At 58.1% G+C, this 21,062-nt stretch carries 14 protein-coding genes and 1 tRNA gene; 7 read left to right on the top strand and 8 right to left on the bottom strand.

The features are described 5' to 3' along the window. Positions 1–419: 419 nt before the first annotated feature. The 4 genes from AC0V6X_RS01140 to AC0V6X_RS01125 all read right to left on the bottom strand — a co-directional run bounded on the left by AC0V6X_RS01140 (position 420) and on the right by AC0V6X_RS01125 (position 7,731). Entirely contained in the window at positions 420–3,044 is a 2,625-nt protein-coding gene (locus tag AC0V6X_RS01140; protein ID WP_486185494.1) for a M14 family metallopeptidase, read from the bottom strand. Between the two features lie 165 nt (positions 3,045–3,209). Continuing rightward, the gene (locus AC0V6X_RS01135; protein WP_486182753.1) at positions 3,210–5,747 is read right to left on the bottom strand and encodes a TonB-dependent receptor; all 2,538 of its coding nucleotides are present in this window, start codon (positions 5,745–5,747) and stop codon (positions 3,210–3,212) included. A gap of 162 nt (positions 5,748–5,909) precedes the next feature. After that, a complete protein-coding gene (locus AC0V6X_RS01130) occupies positions 5,910–7,496 on the bottom strand; it encodes a tetratricopeptide repeat-containing sulfotransferase family protein (protein WP_486182752.1) in 1,587 nt (528 codons plus the stop codon). A gap of 144 nt (positions 7,497–7,640) precedes the next feature. Next, positions 7,641–7,731, bottom strand: a tRNA-Ser gene (locus tag AC0V6X_RS01125). Positions 7,732–7,826: 95 nt separating this feature from the next. Here AC0V6X_RS01125 and AC0V6X_RS01120 point away from each other — a divergent pair. Continuing rightward, a complete protein-coding gene (locus AC0V6X_RS01120; protein ID WP_486182751.1) occupies positions 7,827–8,942 on the top strand; it encodes a peptidylprolyl isomerase in 1,116 nt (371 codons plus the stop codon). Continuing rightward, positions 8,939–9,256, top strand: coding sequence for a DUF1905 domain-containing protein (locus AC0V6X_RS01115; RefSeq protein ID WP_486182750.1), 318 nt, complete (start codon positions 8,939–8,941; stop codon positions 9,254–9,256). The genes AC0V6X_RS01120 and AC0V6X_RS01115 overlap by 4 nt, the downstream gene beginning before the upstream one ends. Here AC0V6X_RS01115 and AC0V6X_RS01110 read toward each other — a convergent pair. Together AC0V6X_RS01110 and AC0V6X_RS01105 are read right to left on the bottom strand one after the other, a co-directional pair. Beyond that, positions 9,253–11,058 (bottom strand): methyl-accepting chemotaxis protein, encoded by a 1,806-nt coding sequence (locus tag AC0V6X_RS01110; protein ID WP_486182749.1) that lies wholly within the window; start codon positions 11,056–11,058, stop codon positions 9,253–9,255. The genes AC0V6X_RS01115 and AC0V6X_RS01110 overlap by 4 nt on opposite strands. 132 nt (positions 11,059–11,190) lie before the next feature. Next, on the bottom strand, positions 11,191–13,278 hold the full coding sequence (locus AC0V6X_RS01105) for a RelA/SpoT family protein (protein WP_486185493.1): 2,088 nt from the start codon (positions 13,276–13,278) through the stop codon (positions 11,191–11,193). Positions 13,279–13,447: 169 nt separating this feature from the next. On the opposite strand from AC0V6X_RS01105, the gene AC0V6X_RS01100 reads away from it, so the two are divergent. Beyond that, complete coding sequence (locus AC0V6X_RS01100; protein ID WP_486182748.1) at positions 13,448–15,232, top strand: ATP-binding protein; 1,785 nt, start codon at positions 13,448–13,450, stop codon at positions 15,230–15,232. Between the two features lie 4 nt (positions 15,233–15,236). On the opposite strand, the gene hemF is transcribed toward AC0V6X_RS01100, so the two are convergent. After that, positions 15,237–16,094: an oxygen-dependent coproporphyrinogen oxidase gene (gene hemF / locus AC0V6X_RS01095; protein ID WP_486182747.1), complete on the bottom strand. Its 858-nt coding sequence runs from the start codon at positions 16,092–16,094 to the stop codon at positions 15,237–15,239. A 106-nt stretch (positions 16,095–16,200) separates the two neighbouring features. On the opposite strand from hemF, the gene pdeM reads away from it, so the two are divergent. Next, positions 16,201–16,923 (top strand): ligase-associated DNA damage response endonuclease PdeM, encoded by a 723-nt coding sequence (gene pdeM / locus AC0V6X_RS01090; RefSeq protein WP_486182746.1) that lies wholly within the window; start codon positions 16,201–16,203, stop codon positions 16,921–16,923. Positions 16,924–17,020: 97 nt separating this feature from the next. Then, on the top strand, positions 17,021–17,539 hold the full coding sequence (gene infC / locus AC0V6X_RS01085; RefSeq protein ID WP_486182745.1) for a translation initiation factor IF-3: 519 nt from the start codon (positions 17,021–17,023) through the stop codon (positions 17,537–17,539). Positions 17,540–17,542: 3 nt separating this feature from the next. Here infC and AC0V6X_RS01080 read toward each other — a convergent pair whose 3' ends face one another. Then, positions 17,543–18,142, bottom strand: coding sequence for a GNAT family N-acetyltransferase (locus AC0V6X_RS01080; RefSeq protein WP_486182744.1), 600 nt, complete (start codon positions 18,140–18,142; stop codon positions 17,543–17,545). A 350-nt stretch (positions 18,143–18,492) separates the two neighbouring features. Here AC0V6X_RS01080 and AC0V6X_RS01075 point away from each other — a divergent pair, with 350 nt between their 5' ends. Both AC0V6X_RS01075 and AC0V6X_RS01070 read left to right on the top strand, forming a co-directional pair. Continuing rightward, complete coding sequence (locus AC0V6X_RS01075; protein WP_486182743.1) at positions 18,493–19,626, top strand: DUF547 domain-containing protein; 1,134 nt, start codon at positions 18,493–18,495, stop codon at positions 19,624–19,626. A 255-nt stretch (positions 19,627–19,881) separates the two neighbouring features. Continuing rightward, positions 19,882–20,958 carry a DUF547 domain-containing protein gene (locus tag AC0V6X_RS01070; RefSeq protein WP_486182742.1) on the top strand — a complete coding sequence of 359 codons (1,077 nt, stop codon included), beginning with the start codon at positions 19,882–19,884 and terminating at the stop codon, positions 20,956–20,958. Positions 20,959–21,062: the final 104 nt, after the last annotated feature.

Below are 21,062 nucleotides of genomic sequence, written 5' to 3'. Positions count from 1 at the left end.
CCTCACGCCATGAGTATTTTCACAGAAGTCTTTCTATATAAAGAGCCGAAACATGATTTTACGATTCATCACAAAATCAAAACTGATACTGGCAAATAAAAATTCAATATCGCCACCGAAAAATGATTGGGTGACAAAAAATATCTCCCGTATCTATATATCTATCAATACAGCCTAGACGATCATTCCAGAAATTCACTCGAATGTATTGGCAAAATACATCGCGCCAATTAGTTCTGTCACACTATCTGGCGGAAGAAATAGTCCAACACAAACTCTTCTCAATCAAACGTAAGGGACATGATCCCATTCACCTGTTCCAATCGATGCGGCTGTTTGGATAAGCGGCTCGCTCGGTATTCGCCCTCAGGATGCCCCGCCGTTTTCCCTGTCTCCGCAGATCTTCCTGGCTATGGCTTTTACCGAACCCGCGCTGGCGCGATCAGAACCGCGTTGGCCAGGAGCAGGTCAAGTCCATCCAAATAACCGCGCGTTGTGGGATCGTGGGCGAATGCAATGGTCAGTCCTGAGCCAGAACGCTGCGCCATAAGATAGGGCTTGAAAGCGAGTTGGCGCTGGTTCTCGGACCAGACATACCCACTCGCGATCAGATCATCGGCAGAAGCAAAGCGTAAAGCGTTGACCCCATCCGCGAGGTTCAGCGGAGTGTAGACCGCTGAACCCGTCGCATTGACCACTGCGCCATCATCATACCCTGCCGACAGGAACGAATTGGTATCGGCAACAACATTGAGCAGTGCTCCTGGCAGAGTATCAGGCAGCGCATCTGCGTCTTGGATCAAAGCACGATAATCGTCTGCACTTTCCACTTCGCTCGCCTTCGCAAGCGCGCTTTCATCCTTGTCCTCACCGTCCGAGGGTTCCGCGCCCAAGGCCGCTTCGCGCTTGACGGCAAGCAATGGATCATCGCCGCTGATGAGGGAATTGAGGCTGCTGCCTACTGCCACCAGCACCCCGCCACGTTCCACGAATTCGCGCAGGTTCGTCATGCCGCTCTCACCAAGAATGCGAGCCGGTGAGCCTTCGGGCAGGAGCACAACGTCGTAATCCGACAGGTCTGCACTGCGCAGCCGGTTGGTTCGGATCGGTGTCACTGGCAGACCAAATCGCTGCTCCAGCACGAAGCGCAAGGAGCCCGCGCTGAGCTGCGAGACGCCTTCGTCCCAGGCAATCGCAACATTGGGCAGGTCGAGTGTGCGGAATGCGCTGGAGCCAAGATTGGGGCCCTCTTCAACCCAGCTTGATCCCAAACGGACCGTTTCACCCCCGACCTTGGCTGAGATAGCTTCCAACTGTGCCAAAGCGCCCTCTTGATTGGCGCCGGCAGCGAAGATCACGGTGCCGCGCGGGAAGGTCCGTCCCGCCGTGGTGAAGGCTTCGTCAGTAACGCGTCCGACAAGGCCTTCGCGGACTGCCAGAGTGACCAGGCGCGCCTGACCGCTATCGGTCCAAGGCACTGCGATGGCGAACTCTCCTGCACCGCTTGAAACCGAAGCTATGGGCGTTGCACCGTCCAGCGCGGTTCCTCGCGGCGTCGACCCGCACAGTGTAACGTCGACACCCGACATCAGACCCACTGACCACGCGGTGACATCATAGAGCTCATGCTCGAGATCTTGCGAGCGCCGACGCTCTTGCTCCTCAACGAATTCGCGGGGGAGCTCGGTGTTGCGATCGAGCAAGGCGCGCACCAAACGGGCAGCGGGTTGCGCCTGCGGGACGGCGAGATAGCCTTGCGGATAAGAGCGTCCGCAGATGGTGGCCGCGTTGTCAGAGCGCAGCACCGTAACACCCTGAGACACCAGCCGCCGACCAAGCGCTTCGGCATTCCAGCGACGCGTTGCCAGGTCGATCACATAGGCGCCACGGCCGGCTGCCCCTTGCGCGTTTTCACGGCGGTAGGAGGCGTAGTCTGAAAGAAGACCATCTGCATTCTTCGCCACAACATCAGCAGTCGAGAAGCTCGCCACGAAGTGATTGCGCACAGCTTCTGCGTAGGTGAGCACGCTGCCATCGCGTCGCTCAAAGACGAGCCCACGAGGCGATCCTTGCTCAAACGTCATCCCAATTGCGCCTTGGTGGGTGTTCCAGGTGTCGCCATATCCGGGATAGAAGAGGTCAAAGATTTCGCGGGTGAAGTAAGGCTCACCCATCTCGTCAAAGTACCGCGCATTACTGCGCCCGATCAGCGTATAGGCCCGGCGCTGCGCAGCCGTGATATTCGGGCTAATCGGTTCAGCCGCGGGGTTGAAAAAGTAGGTCTGGTCCCCACCCATTTCGTGCACGTCAGCGACCACAACAGGGTTCCATGCGAGCATAGCGGTGACCTTGGCCCGCGTTTCTGGTTGGCTCAGCGCAAACCAGTCACGGTTAAGATCGAACATGTAGTGATTGACGCGGCCAGAGGGCCAGCCTTCATCATGCTCTGCCGCCTGACGGTCGGAGCGCGGCTCAATCCCGACATTGGAGCGGAAGTTGGCAATGAAGCGATCGCGGCCGTCGGGGTTCTGGACGGGATCAATGATAATGATGGACTTCTCCATCATCTCCTGCACGCGCGGATCATCCTGCGCGGCCAGCAGGTGATAGGCCATCATGATCGCAGCGTCCGTGCAAGAGACCTCGTTGCCGTGCACAGAATAGGCAAGCCAAGTGACCGGTAAAGCTGATCCGTTGCCGGGCCTGCCTGAGGCAATGGTCGCCAAATCGGCTTGGATCGCATCGAGCCGCGCCATGTTTGCGGCGCTGGTGAGGATCACATAGTTGAGCGGCCTGCCCTGCCAGCTTTCCCCATATTGCACGATCTTCATCCGGTTGGGAGCGGCGGCAGCCAGGGCTTCGAGGTAGGTAAGCGTCTCCGCAGAGGTGGAAATCCGTGTGCCCGGCTCGTGCCCAAGCACCTGCGTCACCGTTGGGATTGCGGGATCGAACTCACCAGCAAAGAAGCTCTGCGCATGGGCCGGTATTGCGAAGCCGCAGATGGCAACGAAAAACGCAGCGAGCCGGAGGAAGAAGCTGTGCATGAAGGACACCCTGTTTTGCCTTTGCTGTGACGCCGCCATCGGGGGAGTCGCGTCGCCGGTCAAGCCACACGTCCAAACGAAATCAGGCGGCCCGCTGGCCTGCGAACCGCCTGATTTTGATGTGTAGGGCGGGAGGCAATCGGCTGTGCATCCCGCCATCTCGACTTACCCGCCGAAATCGATAGTCACCCGAACACCAGCCGAGAAAGGCGGCAAGATGTTGGTCGAAAAGCCCCGGACGTAAACCGGGTTGCCATCGAAATCCTGAACGATCTGGTTGTTAAGCTCGGTCCCGACAGCGCCGGTTTCTGCAAACTCATCAAACAGGTTGTTGGCAAACGCCGTCACTGCCCATGAGTCTGCCTCATAGGTGATGGCTGCATTGGCGACGCCAAAGCTGTCGAGCGTCAAGCTCTGCCCGCGTGCCCCTGCTCGGGTCAGGACATTGCCCTGCCACGTGTAGCTGGAGTTGAAGATCAGGCTGTCGCCATTGCTCATCGGATGCTCATATGAGCCGAACAGCGCGAACTGCGTCTCAGGCGAGCCCGGCAGGCGGTCGCCCGAAACACCGTCTTCAAAGGCAGCTCCGAAGCCCGGAGGAGTGATTGTCCGAATAAGAGATGGAACATCGGCGGTGAGTTCTGCGTCGGTATAGCTAAAGCTACCGCGGAAGTTCAGGCGATCGGTCGGCTGCCAGCTGGCAGACAGCTCGACCCCCTTGGACTCCGCACCTTCACCATTGACAGTGATCGGAATGTTGGCGTTCACGGTTGCCGATGAAAGCTGCGGCCCATTCCAATCAATATAGAAGATTGCAGCGTTGAACGTTGCAGCACCGTCAGCAAAGGTCGACTTGAAGCCAAGCTCATAGTTCCTGGTCGTATCCGGAGTGAACTGACGTTCGTCGCGTTCCGAAATGCCAACCTGATTATTCCCGGCATCGAACTCATCACCTGGCGCCAACGCGCACGCGCCTTGCGTGCTGATGATGTTGCCCTGATCGTCGAACTCAAGCGGATCGCAATCGCCTACGCCATTCACGCCGCCAATCCGATAGCCCTCGCTGACTGTTGCATAGACCAGCAAATCTGGGCTCACTTCCCAAGCGACATTGGCCTTGAACAAGAAGCCATCATCTTGCTGCGCAAGGTCGGGATCGAAGGGATTGGCCTCGATTTCTTCAAGTGTTTGCGGCGTAAAGCTCAACGGCTCGAACAGCGGGAAGTCAACCGAAGAGAACGCTTGCAGGTCATAGTCGTAGTAACGACCACCGAGCGTCACAGTGACAGCGTCAAAGAACTCGTAGCTCAACTCACCAAACACGGCCATTTCCTCAAGCCGCGATGACGCCGTTGAGAAATACTCCAGATTGTCCGGGCGGTCGGTCAGCCCGAAATCTAGCGCTGGTTGGTTTACGAAAGGAACGTAGCCCGGCACGAATTCGGACGAGGAACCAACGGTCTCAAGCTTGTTATAAAAGCCGCCGACGATCCATTGCAGCGGACCGCCATGGGTCGAGACCAGCCGCAGTTCCTGGTTAATCCGCTCCTCGCGCCCGACTTCGCGGGTGAAGGCGGTGAAGCTGGGGAACAATTCGTAGCTGTATTCCAGCGTAATAAGCAGCGTCGACTGGTCGCGCTGACCGTCATCGCTGAACGTGCTCCAGCCGGTCGCCGAGGTCAGCTCTGCAAATCCAAGGTCAGCGATCACTTCAAGCGCCAGAAGATCATTCTCGATCTCATTGGGCTCACGCACGCGAAAGGCGTTTTCATAGCGGCCAACGCTGGCTTCGCCATCCAGCAGACCCGGGACAAGCCCGCGGAAATGCGAAGTCCGGCGGCCTTCAATATCGGCCTTCTGGTAATAATAGGTCAGCGTCGCATCGAGCGCCGGGGTCGGTTGCCAGCGGGCGGCAATGCGGCCTGAGAGCGTTTGCTCTCCATCAGCATCCTTGATCCGGTTGAGGCCTTCGGGCGTGTCCGGATTGGTCACTCCGATCGTATCGACGACATTGACGTAATCAATAAAGCCGGAATCGTCCGACCAATCGAGCGAGCCACGAATAGCGAGCGTATCGGTCAGACCAACGTTGACGGTAAGGCCTGTCTCGTAGCTGATGCTGGAGGCTTGCGAGTATTGATACGCCTCTGCCCGGCCCTGCACGCTCATCTCGCCGAATTGCGGCTTGACCGGAATATAGCGGATCGCCCCGCCCAGCGTGCCGGCGCCATAGAGCGTGCCCTGTGGGCCAAGCAGCACCTCGACACGCTCAAGGTCGTTGAGCTTCAAATCGATAAAGACGGGAATTTCGCCGATATAAGTTGCAACCGTGCCGCCGCCATCATTGTTGCCGTCGCCCGACCCGATCGGATCAACGTTCAGACCGCGAACAATGACCGGGTTACCCTGACGACCGCCTCGGTCGACCACATTGATGCCCGGCACGAATGGCAGAAGGTCAGCCAGCTCGGTCAGGCCCTGCTCTTCAATCTGCTCGCCGCCGATGGCCGCGATGTTGAGAGGGATGTCCTGCACCGTTTCCGAACGACGCGTCGCCGTGACGATGATATTGTTGCCTGTACCCGCTTCCTCAGCACCGTTTTCGGCGTCCTGAGCAAAAGCCGGTGCGGCATAGGTGAAAGCAAGCGCGGAGCCACTAAAAAGCAAAGCGCGACCGAATGTTTTTGTTTTATGTAATTTCATTACATGCCCCCTTGGAGAAGAGAAAGAAAGCAGTCCCGAGGCTTCTCACATTATAGATTTATTTCGCAGGTGCAACAAAGCGGGGGCCGATTGCGGCAAAGCGCGGCAATTCTGCAACGCTCTTGTCACTCTACCCAGGAAATCCGCCCGCCTTTGCGGCGTCTAAAGCTTTCCAGCGTCACGCATGAGGTCTTCAAGCGGAGCGATGGCTGCGCCGAACTTCTTCCAGCGGTTCACAGAACTCGCATAAATGGGTTTGCGCACCTGCACAGAGCTAGCCGTGGCAATTGGCGCAGGGTTGGAATGAAAGTCGATACACTGCGGCTCGAACGCTAACCCGCAAAAGTCGAGCAGCCGCCGCGTCTCGTGCTCCAGATGGGCGACAACGCCTTCATACTCTACAGTCGTGAAGCGATCAGCGGACAGAGTATCACTCCATCGTTCCACCAGCCTCTCAAATTCGAGGTAGAATCGGCCTGTGTCCTCCAAGTCATAGGAGTAATTGTAGTAGGAGTAGCTGGTGCTGAACAATTGCCTGAAATTGCTGACGCAGGTGTCCATCGCTCCGCGCCTCAGACAGATTATGCGCGCGTTCGGGAATGCAGCGAGCAGCAGTGGAGCATAGAAGACATTCAGCGGCATCTTGTCGATGAAATTGGGCGCGTCCGCCCTCAGCCGCTTTGTCGCATCCAGATAGCCTTGCCCTACGGCCGCGAGGTGGGTGGCAGAAGCGCCCGCAAGCGTTGGCGCATCCAGCACAAAAGGTGATGGTGTGCCCACCGATTGCTTCAGGAACAGACCGAAATAGGCAAGCTCCCCCATCGCAGTGACGCGGCTGTGAGATGACAGGATACGTTCCACCAGTGTTGTGCCAGTGCGCGGCATGCCGACGATAAAGATCGGCCCCTCCCCGTGCTGCCCCGGCGGTTTGGGAGGAATGTCAAACCCAGCCAATTGATGAGCGGCATCAAACAGCTTTGCATCCTGCGAGAAGTCATAGCCAAGCTCCGCCCGCTTGCGCATTTTTGCGCGAAGCAGATAGTCCATTGCCGCTTCGTGCTCGCCCATATCTTCCAGCGTCTTTGCAATCGCATGGCCCAGATGCAGCGCTTCATCGGCTGCCTCGCAATCGGCGAACAGAGACTTCAGCGTCTCAAGCCGCTCGCCCTCACCCTTTTGGTCGTGAAGGCTCGCAACACCATAATGCGCTTTGTGATGGTCAGGCTTGATCGCAATCGCCGCCTGATAAGCATCGCGTGCTGCATCAAAGTCACCGGAAAATTGCAGCGAGGCCCCCAGATTGTAGAACATCTCAGCATTGCCGGGCGCCAGCTTGCTTGCTCGCTGGAACAAGGGAACCGCTTTCGAGTGCTCCCCAATCCGACTGAAGACCACGCCTAGCGTTTCGAGCGAAAAGACATCTTCCGGTGATGCCTCAACCGACGCATCCGCTTGCTCAGCAGCCTCGGCATGGCGGTTGAGCAGCGCAAGGCACTTGGCCCGTTGCGCAAGATAGCGAGCCTGCGTACCGCCTGCAGCGATCCCACGCTCAACGATCTCTAACGCCTTGGCGAAATTGAGGTGATCGGAAGTGAGGACTGAGAGCAGGAAAAAGGGCTCGGGGTGCTTTGGGTCAAGCTTGATCGCCGCGATGCAGAATTCATGGCAAGCCTTATAGTCGCCCGCCTCTAGCGCGCGGCTGGCTTTGTCCAAATGCGCTTGGAGGGCGGTTTGTTGGTTGCTGATCATGTCGCTGACTAGTGCCGCAATGCGTTGCCGCAAACAAGCGCCAGACGATCTGTACGCAGGGTTCCTCGATCCCGCAGGCCGCGGTGTTCCTCACGCCAGGATTTTCGCGAGAGCCATCGGGTCATGCTTGCTTGTCACAGAATGTGGCGGAGACGGTGGGATTCGAACCCACGATACGGGGTTACCGTATACACACTTTCCAGGCGTGCGCCTTCGACCACTCGGCCACGTCTCCGCATACCTTCAGGCCCTGACCCGTTGGCAGAGCGCAGGCGGATAGCGGCATGCGCCCTCTTTCGCAAGCGGCTTGGTGGTGGCACTAAGGGCGGCATGAAGAAATCACTGCTCTGCGGCATGGCCGCCCTCGCCCTTGGTGCTTTTGCAGCCGCGCCTCTTGCTGTTCCTGCCGTTGCGCAGGAGGCGGCTGAAGAAGCGACCCAAGACGTCCCCAGCCCGACCGATATTGTCAATGCGGCGGTTGCGGAGGAATGGGTCGCGATCCCGGCTGAGGATTTGCTGGTCATGACGCTGGCTCCGGATGCAAAAGGGCGCGAGCGCAAGGTCATCCTCCAACTCATGCCAGAACCCTTCAGCCAAGGCTGGGTTCAGAACATCCGAACTCTAGCGCGAGCCGAGTGGTATGACGGGATCAGCGTCAACCGCGTGCAGGACAATTACGTCGTGCAATGGGGAGACCCCGGCTACGACAATCCTGAAAGCGGCGAGGTGGAGCAGAAACCTCTCCCCGAGGGGCTGAACGTGATGGGGGAGGATGAGTACACCGTTCCGATCAGCGACGAAATGCGAGATTTCGTCTTGCGAACAATGAAGGCGCGCTATGGAGAATCAGACCTCGATGGTCCAACCGGTTGGACGGTATACGCTCCCATAGACGAGGAAGCGGCCGCTAGATTACGGCGGGTCGAGCACTTCTACGGCGAAGACCCCTATTCCCAATTCAACTTCTCGTATTTGGGTTGGCCAATCGCTTTCGGCGATATGCTCGAAGCATGGCCCGTTCACTGCTACGGCATGGTCGGCGTTGGCCGCGATTACTCGCCGGATACAGGGACAGGGGCAGAGCTCTACACCGTCATCGGCCATGCGCCTCGCCATCTGGACCGCAACATCGCGCTTGTCGGGCGGATCATCAGTGGGATGGAGCACCTCTCCTCGCTCCCACGTGGGTCGGGTGTGCTCGGCTTCTACACCGAGGAAGAGGCGGACTTGCGCACTCCGATCCTCAGCATCCGCGTCGCCTCTGACTTGCCTGAGGGAGAGCAGCCGCTCTTCGAATATCTCTCAACCGAAAGTGAGAGCTTCGCCCGCTATGCCGAAGCGCGCGCCAATCGCCGTGATCCGTTCTTCATCGTGCCTGCCGGCGGCGCGGATATCTGCAATATCCCCGTGCCGATCCGCGCCTTTCAATATGCGGCCGACGAGTGACGGAAACCGTCTCAGCCACCCTCCCCCTCACCCGCTGGCAGGGGGACGGAGCCACCTATCACCTTGTCCTCTTCACGGGCGCAGAAGCCGAGGCGCTGGCCGCCCATGCGCTGATGCACAAATTGGAGTTTGGACGCAGGCGCGGATTTGGCTCGGTTAAAGTCACGGCGACGATTGGTGAGACAAGCTGGAAGACATCGGTCTTTCCCCAACGCAAGCAAAGCGAATGGGTGCTGCTCATCAGCAAGAAGGTGATGAAGGCAGAGGACCTTGGCGTTGACGACCCGGTCAATGTCTCTGTCACCCCGCTTTAAGCGGCAAAACTGTCCCCGAGCTCCAGCTCATGAGCAGAACGGCGCACATCGGCGATGAAGCGCCCTGCTTTCGTGCGTAGCTCTTCGGCGTGCTGGCCGAGCGCATCTGCACTGGCAACCACGTCATCCGCGGCTGAACCGGTTTCCTCGCTGGCATGGCGCAGCTCGCTCAACCGGTCCGAGATTTGCGCAGAACCATTGGCCACAGTGTCGATGTTGCGCGCAAGCTCATCGCCGGAAACTGACTGCTGATCGACCGCCGTTGCGATCATCACAGCCGCTTTCTCAAGCTCGCCTATCCGCTCCACAATAGAGCCAAGGTCGCTTGCGCTCGAACGGCTGGATTCCTGCATGGCCATGATCCGTTCGGTAACGGAGCTGGTGGCATTGCTCGTCTGCATGGCGAGCTCTTTGACCTCACTCGCTACCACCGCAAAGCCGCGTCCCGCCTCGCCGCCACGCGCCGCTTCGATAGAGGCGTTAAGGGCGAGCAGATTGGTGCGTTGAGCGATGGTCTGGATGAGTTCGATGATCTCTCCAATCTCATCAGCCGCGCTCGATAGCTCGCTCATCCGCGTGTTTGCGGTGCTGACCAGGTTGCTGGCATCGCGCGCAAGAGAAGCAGAGGCCGAGGCCTGCTGGCTGATCTCGCTGATCGACAGAGCAAATTCGTCGGTTGCGGCAGCCGCAGCGGTGACATTGGCAGCAGCGCGATCCATCGCTTCGCTCGCGCCATTGGCCTGCTCGTTCGATCCATCGGCAAGCGACACCATTTGCGCAGAGGTCGCTTTGAGCTGAATCGAAGCAGCGGAGACAGCGTTGATCAAGTCTCCGACAGAGACCTCAAAACCGTTAGCCATGTCTTCGAGCATCTTGCTCTTATCCTGACGCAGGCTTTGCATTTCTTCGGTCAGCTTGCGCTGCTGCTCAAGCTGCGCTTCGGCCTCTTGGCGGCGCGTTTCGTTGATCGTGCTGAGTTCAAGCGAGGACTGACGGAACACGGCGAGAGCGCGCGCCATCGCGCCGATCTCGTCTTGGCGTTCACCGCCCGGAATGGCGCTGTCGGTTTCGCCCTTGGCGATGCGCTCCATTGCAGCGGTCATCTGGCGGATCATGCCCGCGATGTTGCGCACGATGAGCCGCGAGGCCCAGAATGAAGCAATGGCGGCGGCCACAAAGAACACGCTCATTGCGACGAGGAAGGTGCTGATCCGCTCAAACAGATTGTCCGCGCGTGCGAAGGAGACATCGTTGAAGTCGAAGACGAACTGGCTCATCTCCTGTTCAAGCGCCAACAGGCTTTGTTCAACATCAGCAAGCTGCACTTCGTCCGTGCCTGCCCGGGCCAGGTCGGTTTGAATGATGCTGAGGCGGTCGTCGAACCCCTGAAGCGAGGTGACAAAGTCGTCAGGCAGCTCACCCGACGCGATGGTGATGGAGTCGCCCAGATAGACCTGCGCTTGCTCAATCGCCGCATCGGTCGCAGCGATATTGGCTTCGGTAACGCCATCGTTCATGCTTCGATAGATGCCGGCTCCCGCTTCACTGACGCGGATGGTCGCATTGTTCATGCGCACCTCTGCAATGGCATAGGCTTTCTGAGTCACGCCTTGCGCGTTGAAATAGGCGACCCCGCCAATCAGAATGGTTGAGACCAGCACCAGCACCATGGTGCTCAAGAGGACCACACTCTTCAGCTTCTGGCTGACCGAGTGACGATCGAGCCAGCTGGCACCCTGATCTGAGGCGTCGTCATGGTTGACGGCCAGATCAGGCTCAAAATTGTGTTCCAGCGAACTCATGGCGAAACTGCCCCCCGCGACTAGTGGCGATTCAAATTAACTCCATCACGGGTCATAGGGGCAGCAGCTTAAGGAGCCGTAAACTCGGCATTAACCAAGCGGGATTGGTCGCAGATCGGCGAATTGCAGATGCTAGATGCGGTCAGCCTGAGCAACGGCATCGCTGGCGCGCAGAGCCGAAAGGATGCGCGTGAGGTGCGCCTTGTCATTGACCTCTGCGTCGATCTCATAGGTCGTAAAGGGGTGGTCGAGCTGCGTTTGCATCAAGCTTTTCACGTTGATCTTGTTCTGAGCGAACACGCCGGCCATTTCCGCGAGCGTGCCGGGGCGGTCATAGATTGTGACGGTCAGGCGCCCGATCGCGCCATGCGAGCGGTGCCCCCAATTGAGGTCGAGCCAATCGCTATCAACCCCGTCGGCAAGCTCAAGACAATCAATCGTATGGACGATGACCATCTCGCCCTTGCGGCGGATACCGACAATCCGGTCGCCGGGGACAGGGTGGCAACATTCGGCGAGCTCAAAAGCGACACCCGGGGTCAGGCCACGGATCGAGATTTGCTTTTCGTGCTTTGACCACTCCTCATCCTCTTCAAATTCGGCAGTGCAGCCAGGGACGAGAGCCTCCATGACTTCGCGGTCGGTGATCTTGCCTGATCCGATGGCGAACATCAGATCGTCCGGCTCCTCCATCTCGAGCCGCTCAACCGCCAGACGCAGAGCCTTCTTGCCGATCTTCGCTGGGACGCGTGCAGCGATAGTGTCGAACAGCTTGGCGCCGATGGCGGCGATTTCCTCGCGTTCTTTCAACCGCACCGCACGGCGGATCGCGGCGCGCGCTTTGCCTGTGACAGCAAATCCGAGCCAGGCTTGCTGCGGCTCTTCCGCCTGCCCTTTGATGATCTCAACCACATCACCATTTGCGAGCTGCGTGCGCAGCGGCATGTGGCGACCGTTGATCTTCGCGCCAAGGCACGCGAGGCCAAGGTCGGTGTGGACGGCAAAGGCAAAGTCGACCGCTGTCGCTCCCTTCGGCAGCTGAAACAGCGCGCCCTTAGGCGTGAAGGCAAATATGCGATCCTGATAGACAGCGAGCCGCGTGTGCTCGAGCAGCTCTTCGGCATCGTGGCTCGCATCGACGATCTCGATCAGATCGCGCAACCAACCGACTTGCCCGTCGGCTTTGTCTTCCTGCTTGTAGGCCCAATGCGCTGCAAGCCCGAATTCGTTGCGGCGGTGCATTTCATGAGTGCGGATCTGCACTTCAACCCGCATCGAGTTTTCATACATCAGCGATGTATGAAGCGAGCGATAGCCGTTGGTCTTGGGGGTTGAGATATAGTCCTTGAACTTACCCAGCGACTGCCATGTCGTATGCAGGACGCCGAGCGCTGCGTAGCAATCCGCTTCGTTCTCCGTCAGCACTCGGAAGGCCATAATGTCAGTGACCTGCTCGAACGAAACGTGGCGCTCCGACATCTTGTTCCAGATCGAATAGGGATGCTTTTCGCGGCCAGACACCTCAACATTCAGGCCCGCTTCGGCCAGTGCCTGCTTAATCGTCAGCGCAATCGCATCGACCTGGCCTGCGTCTGATCCGCGCAGCTTTTCGAGCCGGTCTGTGATCGTGGCATAGGCCTCCGGCTCCAACTCCTTGAACGCCAGTGCCTGCATCTCGCGCATATATTCATACATGCCGACGCGCTCTGCGAGCGGCGCATAGATATCCATCGTCTCACGCGCGATACGCTGGCGCTTCTCAGGCTTCTTGATGAAGTGAAGCGTGCGCATGTTGTGCAAACGGTCTGCAAGTTTCACCAGCAGAACCCGGATGTCTTCCGACATGGCGAGCAGGAATTTGCGCAAGTTCTCTGCCGCGCGCTCATTTTCCGGCATCGCTTCGATTTTGGAGAGCTTGGTCACGCCGTCGACCAGCCGCGCGACGTCCGTGCCGAAATGCTCCTCAATATCCTCAATCGTGACCAGCGTATCTTCGACCGTATCGTGGAGGAGCGCGGTTATGATCGTCTGCTCATCCAGTTGCAGGTCGGTCATCAAGCCTGCGACCTCGATCGGATGCGAGAAATATGGGTCACCGCTGGCGCGTTTCTGACTTCCGTGCTTTTGCACCGTGTAGACATAGGCGCGGTTAAGCGCAGCCGCGTCGGCGTCCGGGTCGTAATCGAGGACCCTTTCAACAAGTTCGTACTGGCGCAGCATCACTACAAATATGATGGGCAAGGCGCATCGGGGCAAGCGATAAGCGCGGGAGCACGCAACTCTTTAATCTGTAGCATTCCCTAATCGGCTTTGAGCAGCCTTTTTAGCAGCGCCGAATTACGCGTTACCCATGAACGGAGTATGTCAGCAATCTAAGGCGCGCTGGGCCTTGCTAACCAGCATTGGGTGCCTTTGCATCGGGTTCATCGGGCTCATCGCTCTTGCCGGGAATCCCTTGTCCGACAGCGTTGCGCCAGCTGCGGTAATCACCGGAATTGCGTTCGGCTTAGCCGCGTTCGCCTTGCGCGATGCGATCTGCCAGCTGCAAGATGGACCGAGCGATTTGGAAGTGAAGGACAAGCTGCGCGAGTTGGAGGAAGCCAACCGGCTTCTTGAGCTGACAGAGACCAAGGCCCATGTCGGCCACTGGAAGCTCAACCTCGCCAATGATGAAGTCTATTGGTCGCCGGGCACATTCGCTATCCACGGCTTGCCCGTCGGCACCCCTCCCGCCCTGGACAAGGCAATCGACTATTTCCACCCGGATGATCGCAGCATCGTCGAGGATGCGATCGAGCAATCGCGCCAAACCGGCAAACCGTATGAATTTCGGGCGCGCATAATTCGCGAAGACGGCAATGTACGCCATACGCAAAGCACAGCTTTGGTTGAGTTTGGCGAGGATGGCTCACCTATCTCGCTCTTCGGAGTGTTCTGTGATCGAACTGACGAAGAGACTATGCAGAACGACCTTCGAAAGGCGCGCAACAAAGCCGACGCTATGGCCCGCGCAAAGAGTGCGTTTCTAGCCAGAATGAGTCATGAAATCCGCACGCCAATGAACGGCGTGATCGGGTTCACAGACCTTTTGGCGCACAGCGCATTGGACACACAGCAAGCGCGCTATGTCGAACTGATCAGAGACTCCGGGAATACCCTTCAGACTTTGCTGAATGACATCCTCGACATGTCCAAGATCGAAGCGGGCGAATTCGATATCAAAGAAGCGCCAGTTGATCTTGAGCAGCTGGCTAAACGTATAGTCCAATTGTTCGAACCGCTCGTGCAGGATAAAGCGATTTCATTGACTGCGCGTATCGCTCCTGACCTGCCAAAGACAGCAATGCTTGACGGCTTGCGCCTGCGGCAGGTGCTCAGCAACCTTGTCAGCAACGCCATTCGGTTCACCGACCAAGGCGGCATTGTAGTCGACATCGAATTCGTAGAAGGGCAGATCAGCTTTACGGTTTCGGATACCGGTACGGGGATCTCTCCCGATATGCTGGAGGTCATCTTCGACCCGTTCTCTCAAGACGTGAGCCAAGGCGACAAAAGCGGTCGCGGCACCGGCCTTGGCCTTGCGATCGCGCGCCAACTGGCAGAGCTGATGGGTGGCACATTGGACGTGACCAGCATGCCAGATAAAGGGTCCTCGTTCATGCTCCAGGTGCCATACAAAGCGGCCAATGGCGCAACCACTCGCCCCGTGCATCTGCCCGCACAGTCCGATAGCAACCCGAGCACAGCTGACACTGCCCGTATTCTCCTCGCAGAAGACTATGAGATCAATCAGGAGCTCATCTGCCAAATGGGCAAGCAATTGGGATATGAATTTGATCTTGCAGAAAATGGGGAGGAAGCGGTCCAAAAGGTGCTCGATGCGCACGCATCAAAGACGCCTTACTCGCTAGTTCTAATGGACCTGCAGATGCCAAAGATGGGCGGACTGGCCGCGACCCGCGCCATTCGCGAAGGCGGAGTGGATGCGCAGACGCTTCCGATCATCGCGCTAACCGCCAATGCTTTTGAAGACGACGTCAATGCCTGCCTCAACGCTGGCATGCAGGAGCATGTGGCCAAACCCGTCGACTTGGCGGGCTTAGATGACGTCCTGAAGCGCTGGCTAAACCGGCACAACGATAGCCAGCAGACGGGTCTTCGCGGCGCGGCTTAGTCGCTTAGCTCCACGTCGCGCGTGGCGGAAGGCTCATCAGGATAGCGTCGATATTGCCGCCGGTCTTCAAGCCAAAGATTGTGCCTCGGTCATAAACGAGATTGAACTCGGCATAGCGCCCGCGATATTCCAGCTGCTGGGCGACGTCGGCATCATCGAAGTCGTCATTCATCCGCTTGCGCACAAGCTTGGGATAGATGTCGAGGAAAGCTTTGCCGACGTCTTGTGTGAAGGCGAAATTGCGGTCAAAGCTGGGATCATCCTCGCATTCGAGGTGATCGTAGAAAATCCCGCCAACGCCGCGATGGACCTCGCGGTGGGGGATGTAGAAATAGTCGTCCGCCCACTTCTTGTAGCGTTCATAGTAGGTCGGATTGTGGGCCATGCAGGCCGCGCGCATTGAGGCGTGGAATTCGTCCGTATCCTCTTCAAACGGGATTGGCGGATTAAGATCCGCGCCGCCGCCGAACCATGCCGCCTGCGTTGTCAGGAAGCGGGTGTTCATATGCACGGCCGGAACTTTGGGATTGGTCATATGCGCAACCAGGCTGATCCCGGTGGCGGTGAACTCAGGATGCTCGGGTGAAGCGCCGTTCACCTGGGCCGCAAACTGTTCGGAGAAGCTGCCGCGCACGGTTGAGACGTTGACGCCGACCTTCTCGAACACCTTGCCCTTCATCAGGCCCTGAACGCCGCCTCCGGGGTCAGCATTGCCTTCTTCTTCACGGCTCCAGGGCGTGTATTCGAAGCTGGCATCAGAGCCGCAATCGCGCTCGATGCTTTCAAAAGCGGCGCAGATTTGATCGCGCAGGCTTTCGAACCAAGTTTTGGCGCGCTGCGTATGCGCTTCCCAATCGCTCATCGTGATGATCCCTTCCCGTCCATCCCTGAGCTTTGCCTTATGACATTCACTGTGTCCAGTCAGTTTGACACTTGCCAAATGCAGCAAGCACAGTCAGATAGGACCGATGGTTCACCTTTCGTTCTCTGGCGATCTTGGCGCTCCCCTGCCTTTTGCAGGAGAGGAATTTGTGCTGACCAAATCGAACGCACTTTATTGGCCGAGAGAGAAAGCCTTGCTGGTGGCCGACCTGCACTTGGAGAAAGGCAGCTGGTTTGCCCAGCACGGGCAAATGCTGCCGCCCTATGACAGTCGCGAGACGCTGGAGCGATTGGCGGACGCGGTGAAGGCAACAGGTGCGCGGCGAGTCATAACTCTGGGCGATAACTTCCACGATGATGCGGGAACCAGCCGGTTGGACGCATATGCCACTGGAATGCTCGAATCGCTCATCCGCTCGCTCGATTGGGTATGGATCACCGGCAACCATGACGAGGAAATGGGCCGCGCGTTCGGAGCGCACCTCACTCAGGAAATGGAAGTCTCGGGCATCATATTGCGCCACGAAGCCAAAGCGGGTGAGACGCGGCCTGAACTGTCCGGCCACTACCATCCCAAAATGCGGGTGAATGTCCGCAACCGTCATATTGCGCGCCCCTGCGGTGTGCTGAGCCGCTCGACAAGGACGGGAGACCGCCTGATCGCGCCAGCATTCGGCGCCTATACAGGCGGGATGGATGCAGGTTCGCCTGAGATCATCGCCGCGCTCAGCCCAGCGGACCGGATCGACGCCGTTTTGCCGGCGAAGGGTAAATTGGCAACGTTTCCGCTTTATCGCGCCGCTGCGTAAGACTCACCTAGAAGTGTGAGGCGTTTGCGCCTATATTGCGCTCTCCATATTTGGCTACCTCAGGAGAACCCACATAGCCCGTCCACCTCGGCGTCAGATGGCCCCGCCTACGAAAAGCGGCCCTCGTTATGATCAGTTTATTCAAGTCCCCAAGGTCCGCGTCATTGATGACGAAGGCGAAAACCTTGGCGTGATGTTCACCCGCGAAGCGATGGAGCAGGCAAATGACAAGGGTCTGAACCTTGTCGAAGTGTCGCCCAATGCCGACCCGCCGGTGTGCAAGTTCCTCGATGTCGGCAAGTACCGGTACGAGGCTCAGAAAAAAGCCAACGCGGCGCGCAAGACACAAAAGACGCAAGACATCAAAGAGGTCAAAATGCGTCCCAACATCGACACGCACGATTACGACGTGAAGATGCGCAATGTGAACAAATTCATCGACAATGGCGACAAGGTCAAAGTGACCTTGCGCTTCCGCGGCCGCGAAATGGCGCACCAGCATCTGGGCATGGACTTGCTCAAGCGGGTGCAGGAAGACGTTGAAGAAACCGCCAAGGTCGAAGCATTCCCGCGCCTCGAAGGCCGGCAAATGCTGATGGTGCTTGCACCGAAGTAGGTTTCAAGGAGCCGGGTGGATCATGGTCCAGAACTTTGGACCTCCGCCCGGCACCTCCCACTCCGAGACAATCTCAAAACCCAAACGCGTGTAGATCGCGACGTTCTCGGGCGTTGCGGTCTCTAGCAGCACGCCCTCACCAATCGCAGCTGCGCGCTCGATCACGGCGCGGACCATCGCTCCGCCCCAGCCCTTGCCCTGCGCATCGCGTGCAACGCCGACATAGCGCAGATAGGTGTAAGGCTGCGGATCAGGATGGTGCGCGTGCATGGCCTCGGCCACTTTCAGCCCGCGCGGGAGGCTCGCCTTGAAGACCGCGAGCAGGCGGAGCGAGGTCCAAAGGTCGTCATCTTTCACAACCCCGCTGGGATAGACCAAAGCCGCCCCATGGCGCTCGGGCGAGGCGAGAACAGTTCCGCGACGAAAGGACTGCTCGGCGCTGATGGCGAAGAAGCGCGGCAGGCTTTTTTGGCGCGTCAGCTTATCGGGGAGCACGTAGGATAGGCCGGGATCATCCTGAAACGCATCACTCAGTGTGCGCGCGATGCTGGTGTCCCTGGCGCTGGACGGACTGACCTGCTCGACGATACGGGACACGCTCATCACGCCACCATAGCCCAAAGCGCATAGATCAGCGAATTTTTGAACGAGCTTGTAAGAAATCCGTAGCGCTTCGGACTGTATGGCTAGGTGTCAGCTACAAAGCGCCCACCGGGACCGACGAACGACAAGCGCATTCGACGAGTTTGAGAATGCGTCCGATCATTGGGAACATCCGTAGCCTTTTGTAGGTTATACACTTTCGAAGAGGCGCGGACCGGCCCTCTGCCACTTTGAGCTTTCCCCCGTGGCTCGAGTGATCCCCGCAAGCCAGGGCCGGTCCCACTCACTGTTTGAAGACCCGCGTTAATGCCCTGATGCCTGCCCCTTCAAGGAACAAGGACCCGAGACCCATGCTGCGCACTTCCACATTTCTGGCTGCCGCTTCGGCGCTGACCTTCACTGCGACCACGGCGATGGCGCAGGACAACACTTCGGCCTCTGTTGCTTCGAGCTCTCAGTTTGAGACGTTTGTGCCCACTGGCGAACCTAACGCTGACCGCATCGACTATTCGATCTGGGATGAGGCGATGAAGAACCTCGTCATTTCCATGGGTCCTTCACTCCGCCAAAGCGCGGGTGCTGCCGAGCCTGGCTTTGGCAGCCGCCGCATTTATGGGCACACGTCGCGCTATCGGCTTGAAGGGTCACGCGTGATGTTCAGCTTCCTCGATCCAGAAGTGCGCGCTAGCTTCACCGAATACCGCCAGGATCTGGAGCGCACCGCCGATATTGTCGACATTCAGTCGCTCTCGCGCAATGAGCAGCTTGCCTATTGGATCAACCTTCACAACGTCGCCATGATCGAGCAAATCTCGAACGCATGGCCAGTCCGCCAGCCGCGCACAATCGAGATTGATGGCGTGCCTTTGGATGAAGCTCGCTTCATCACGGTTGAAGGCATTGCAATGAGCCCGCGCGACATTCGCGAGCAGATCGTCTTTGCCAATTGGCGCGACCCCAAGGTCATCTACGGCTTCTGGCGCGGTGAGATTGGCGGACCGTCGATCCAGCGCGAAGCTTTCAACGCCGATAATGTCGCCCGCCTGCTCGACCGCGGCGCGCGTGACTTCGTGAACTCACTGCGCGGTTCACAAAAAAGCGGTTCGACGCTGGAAGTGTCTGAGCTGTTTGAAGAAGTGGCGCCGTTCTACTTCACTGACTTTGAGAACGACGTGCGGGCTCATATGGCGCAATATGCCAACGAAGACACTGAGAAGCTTCTTGCGGAAACCACCGATGTCGAAGCGCGCATCAACGAATACGATATCGCCGACCTTGCCGGTGGCCTGCGCGAACCAAGCTACAATGACATCGTTTCCAACGGTACATCGCAAAGTTTCCGCATCCCTCAAAGCATGGTGCGCCTGCTTCAGCAGCGTCAGGAAAAGTTCGACCGAATCATCCGCCAAGGTCGGACGGGTACGGTGACATTCAGCAATATCACTCTGCCGGGCGACACAGGCGAGGCAAGCGAAGTACAGTAATCGTGCATCGGCCTAGGCTGGCTGGCTAGTAATTGCGACTATTGACCGGGCCATCCAAACAACGCATTCTTGCAAGGACTGGAGGGTTGTCCGCAAAGCAAGAGGTTAGCCATGTCCAAGCCTATCGTCTCCCGTTCAATCTGTGCTATTTTTAGCGCCAGTCTTCTCGCCAGCGCAGCGCAAGCTGAACCGCGACCGGCAGCGTTTGCGCAGCAAGCTGCTCAAGAAGCACATAGCGCGCACTCTGAATCGCCAATGGCGCTGTTTCGCCCCAAAGCGGATCAGCGTGACCACCGGATCGACTATCAGCATTGGGACGAAGCCCTCACCTGGTTGGTGATCCCGATGGGTCCTTCAATCCGCGAAGGTGCTCCCACGGTCGATGCACGTACAGGCTCACGGCGCGTATACGGTCACACGTCTCGCTATCGGCTGGAAGGCAACCGCGTTGCTCTGAGCTTTGCGACACCTGCCATCAAGCAGTCCTTGACCGAATACAGCTTGGATCTGGAGCGGATCGGGAGCGAACTGGACATCACTTCGCTCCCCCGCAATGAACAGCTCGCATTCTGGCTGAACCTGCACAATGTTGCAGTGCTGGAGGCGCTCGCCCATGCTGGCCCCATCCGTCACCCGCAAGACGGTCGCTTTGGCTCGAACGAAGCGGGGCTTCAGGATGCCAAGCTCGTCACGGTCGCAGGCATTGAACTGAGCCCGCGGGATATTCGTGAGAAGATCGTCTATCCCAACTGGCAAGACCCAAAGGTCATTTACGGTTTCTGGCGTGGCGAGATCGGAGGTCCATCCTTACAACGGCTCGCTTTTAGCGGTGCAAATGTCGACGCTTTGCTTTCCTACTCCGCTGAGGAATTCGTCAACTCCCTGCGCGGGGTCGAGAAATATTCCGGCGCGCTTCAGGTTTCAAAGATTTATGAAGAGGCGTCGCCCTTCTATTTCGAGGACTTCGATACTTTACGAGCGCACCTGACCCAGTTCGCGGGCGATGACGTCAAGCGTTTGATCCGACGCACAGATGACACCCGCTATAATCGGTATGACGGTGACATTGCTGACCTTTCCTACGGCCCACGCGATCCGTCTGTGAACTTCCTGTCGGAGATCCACGATCCTATCAATTACGGTAGTGGTATTTCTGTTGCTGTGAACGATTCAACCGTCGCTCCCACTCGCTTCAATCCAGCGATCATCCGGCTCATGAGCGAGCGCGCTGAAAAGCTTGAAACCGCGCAGCGCCGTGGAATTCGGCTGGGTACCGTCATTTACGGCGATGGCCGATATGCCGAAGGCGAAACCCCGCCCGAAGTGCAATAGCAAGCCGCTATCCTGCCAATTCCTAAGAGACCGTCGAATCCTGGGTTTGGCGGTCTTTTGCTTCATGCCGAATATAGTCACCGCATTATGAGACACTCTCGCTT

This window comes from Erythrobacter sp. S267, from assembly GCF_057365045.1.
Note: the sequence above shows the minus strand (reverse complement) of the source record. Positions and strands in the feature narration are given on the sequence as shown.

Bases quoted from the DNA above. Each gene is read 5' to 3' on its own strand.
- AC0V6X_RS01080 (WP_486182744.1), bottom strand. From the start codon at position 18,142: ATGAGCGTGTCCCGTATCGTCGAGCAGGTCAGTCCGTCCAGCGCCAGG.
- pdeM (WP_486182746.1), top strand. From the start codon at position 16,201: ATGGTTCACCTTTCGTTCTCTGGCGATCTTGGCGCTCCCCTGCCTTTT.
- AC0V6X_RS01105 (WP_486185493.1), bottom strand. From the start codon at position 13,278: ATGCTGCGCCAGTACGAACTTGTTGAAAGGGTCCTCGATTACGACCCG.
- AC0V6X_RS01110 (WP_486182749.1), bottom strand. From the start codon at position 11,058: ATGAGTTCGCTGGAACACAATTTTGAGCCTGATCTGGCCGTCAACCAT.
- infC (WP_486182745.1), top strand. From the start codon at position 17,021: ATGGCCCCGCCTACGAAAAGCGGCCCTCGTTATGATCAGTTTATTCAA.
- AC0V6X_RS01070 (WP_486182742.1), top strand. From the start codon at position 19,882: ATGGCGCTGTTTCGCCCCAAAGCGGATCAGCGTGACCACCGGATCGAC.
- AC0V6X_RS01135 (WP_486182753.1), bottom strand. From the start codon at position 5,747: ATGAAATTACATAAAACAAAAACATTCGGTCGCGCTTTGCTTTTTAGT.
- AC0V6X_RS01120 (WP_486182751.1), top strand. From the start codon at position 7,827: ATGAAGAAATCACTGCTCTGCGGCATGGCCGCCCTCGCCCTTGGTGCT.
- hemF (WP_486182747.1), bottom strand. From the start codon at position 16,094: ATGAGCGATTGGGAAGCGCATACGCAGCGCGCCAAAACTTGGTTCGAA.
- AC0V6X_RS01130 (WP_486182752.1), bottom strand. From the start codon at position 7,496: ATGATCAGCAACCAACAAACCGCCCTCCAAGCGCATTTGGACAAAGCC.
- AC0V6X_RS01075 (WP_486182743.1), top strand. From the start codon at position 18,493: ATGCTGCGCACTTCCACATTTCTGGCTGCCGCTTCGGCGCTGACCTTC.
- AC0V6X_RS01140 (WP_486185494.1), bottom strand. From the start codon at position 3,044: ATGCACAGCTTCTTCCTCCGGCTCGCTGCGTTTTTCGTTGCCATCTGC.